The sequence below is a fragment of the Anaerosporobacter sp. genome, assembly GCF_031551385.1.
Lineage (GTDB): Bacteria > Bacillota > Clostridia > Lachnospirales > Lachnospiraceae > Anaerosporobacter.
The window spans coordinates 1-3,196 of record NZ_JAVBNS010000029.1 but is presented as its reverse complement, the minus strand read 5'-3'; the positions used below and the strand labels follow the sequence as shown (position 1 = coordinate 3,196).

The 3,196-nt window shown below is 35.6% G+C and carries 2 protein-coding genes; both read right to left on the bottom strand.

The genetic code is table 11. The features are described 5' to 3' along the window. Nucleotides 1–190: 190 nt before the first annotated feature. Nucleotides 191–2,764, bottom strand: coding sequence for a M56 family metallopeptidase (locus RMR19_RS03670; protein ID WP_310602142.1), 2,574 nt, complete (start codon nucleotides 2,762–2,764; stop codon nucleotides 191–193). A gap of 75 nt (nucleotides 2,765–2,839) precedes the next feature. Continuing rightward, a partial coding sequence (locus RMR19_RS03665) for a BlaI/MecI/CopY family transcriptional regulator (protein ID WP_310602141.1) occupies nucleotides 2,840–3,196 on the bottom strand: 357 nt, incomplete at its 5' end.

The window sequence follows — 3,196 nt, the reverse complement described above, 5'->3', positions numbered from 1 at the left end:
AATCTCTCCTTTGATTCATGTTTATTAAATATAATTTTTTATTTTTTAATCGGAATAGGGAGATTCCCTGCTCCGAATATGATTTAAAATGACTAAATGTCATCTACTGTTAATTATATTAATACGAGTTAAATCAAAAGTCAAGAAAAATATTAGCACTCACTTTAGATGAGTGCTAATATTTTATACATTACCTCACATACAACGCTTCCTTAATCCTAAGCCCTCCATCTTCATATACAAAAGTCACCTGAATTCTATCAGCAGACCATTTATCAAAAGTACCAAACAAACCTACCACATATGGCTTTTCGCCTTCTGATTCTATCACGTTCATTTCATACATAGGATACGCAATGTCTTCTCCATCAAAAGACTTGTATCCACCTTTCCAACGTTCCTCATCAATGTCCACTACTACATCAATTGGAGCATCTTTTACAAGCTCTAAACACATAACACGGTAGGAATACTCTTTCCGTTCATAATGCAACGTAATCTTTGGTATATTAGGATTTCCCTTACTCATGGCACTTTCTATATCGGTTGGCCATTCCATTCTTTCATATCCTTCTGCCTTTTTTTCAAAAATCCTATTTTCTCCGAACGCTGCTGGATTTGTACTGAACACGTAAGTAAGAGAAACAACAATTTCATTGCATCCATCACCAGTCAAGTCAACTCCCTGTATATGCAAAAAGCCATTTTTCACGTCATTTACTATTAGCTCATCACCATTACCAAAAGCGATACGATAGCTACACTCACCATCTTCACCGTTTTCAGCCATCTCCCGATAAACACGATCTGGCATTCCATCCTTATCGTAATCTTGGTCTACGAAATTATTATAGAATGACCACTGTGTACATTCGTCTAACCAACCTGTGTAATCCATATAGCCAAAGAATGATTGTGCATCACTATGATACTCCTTAGCTATTTCTTGTGAAAAAGACAACTCTTCCACATTTGCTATATCTCGCTTGTAACAACCATCTTCTCCAGCTATAAAATCAAGATGCCCCTCTTGTATCTCATATGTCATATAAGAAAAATGAATGGAAGTTTCTGAAATCAATGCCATATTGATATAAAACATATTGTTTTCATATAAGATATATTGAAATCTTGCATTAGAATATTTCTGTTTTATCTCCTCAAGAACATCTTTTCCATTTTCAAAAACAGATACTTCCTCTTCTGATAAAATCGAACCTGTATATGGTATGAACTCGCCATCTTTACAATAAACTTTATACGCAATAAAACTACGGCCAGTAAACTGATCTTCTTCTATATCATAGTCAATCTCATATTTCGATTGTACACACGCAATGCTATTATCATCTGCTACAAGTGCTTCTCGTGCATAAGGGATTTTATTTTCTGCTTTATTATCTGTAACACCATATACAGCCGTTGCATCTGGACCACCGCTTAAATAAGAAATCAAAAGAAATTTTTTATCTTCCCATTCAAAGATATCCTCTTGTTCATATATATACTCATTTTCCAATAAACGTGTCGTTTCACCTTCTTCCGATACAAACCATAAATCACCATATATATATCCCGTAAATTCTTCCACCAATCCACATTGTATTATCACAAATGCTTCTGCTTTCTTATCTCCTTCATAATCGTTCAATAAGCATATACTTTTTACATCTTCTTTGTATCCACCTGCTTTTTGTACCGCCTGTATGGCACTATCTTCTGTTAGTTGCTTCTCTCCTTTTGGATTACTCAAAAAACAAACTGCCAGTAAAATTAGAATGCCCACCCCACTAATCAGAATCCCCACAGAAGCTTTTTTGTAGTTCAAAACATGCTTAATCCTTGCTTTCACACCATCTTCCCCAAAGGATATAATAGGAATCGCTGTTCTTTTATCTCGCACACGCTTTCCTCCTGTTGCCTCATTTAACAATGCATAGGAATATATCGCCTTACTCTCTTCACCAAGTTCGTTCACTACTCTTTCATCACAAGACATCTCACAATCTTTATTCATCAGATAAAATGCAATCCAAACAAAAGGGTTGAACCAATGAATACAACAAATTGCAAGTGCAAGTGGCTTAATCAAATAATCTTTGCGATATACGTGTACATTTTCATGACAGAGGATAACATTTCTCGCCTCTGCCTCCAACCCTTCCGCTATGTAAATGGTCGGATTTATTATACCAAATACAAAGGATAGATGTTCTCCCTTTATTTCCTTTACCCCTTTGCTTATTTCATGTGCCCCTTGAATCCTACTTCTAAATCTCCAGTAAGAACTAATATGATACGCTGCAAGAGCAATAACACCGGTAAGCCAAATGTAGGAACACATGGTGGCAATCTTTATTGTTTTATTATGCTCTACATTCCGGATATCATCTGCATTTGTATTTCCAGTTTCCAAATCTTTTACATCTTCATCTTTTGCATCTTCTTTTATACTATTTTCTTTCATATCTGTTTTAGGAATAGTTGAAGACAAATTCTCCTCTGCAACTGCTACTTCTACAGATACCTCTTTCTTCTCCTCCACTTGTCTTTGTACTTGCTTTGATACAAGCATTTCTGGAATCAAACTAAGAGGACTCTCTGGAAATACCGGACAAATCAAGCGGACAAAAACAAGTGCCCATAGTATATAGCAAAACTTCTTTGGAGCTTTGCAAAGTAACAGCCTTGTCAACAAAACAATCGCAATACAGAACGTTCCCACAATACTTAATGTAAGAACCATTTGAAATAGCCCACTCATAATGAATACCTCCTTATCCAAAGCACAGCCTCTATTCAGACACGCCTAGTATAACAAGTAGTTGTTACACTAATCTCAATTCTTATTTTCCTTATAATTTTCTATCATCTGCTCAATTTCAGATATTTGCGCATCATCTAATTTTTTACGCTTCATGAAGGCAGCCACCATCCTAGGCAATGAACCACCAAAAGCCTTTTCCACAAACTGTTCCCCTTGTAGCTGCAAATATTCGTCTTTCTTCAAAAGTGATGTAACCACAGCATTTTCATTTTTAAATATCTTTTGCTCGCATAATTTTTTTAAAAATGTATATGTTGTTGACTTCTTCCATTCAAACTCCTTCTCACATTGTTTTACCAATTCCCCACTTCCTATGGGTTCTTCCTTCCATATGAGTTCTGCAAATTTTAATTCTGTTTCTGTCATCTG

Bases quoted from the DNA above. Each gene is read 5' to 3' on its own strand.
- RMR19_RS03670 (WP_310602142.1), bottom strand. From the start codon at position 2,764: ATGAGTGGGCTATTTCAAATGGTTCTTACATTAAGTATTGTGGGAACG.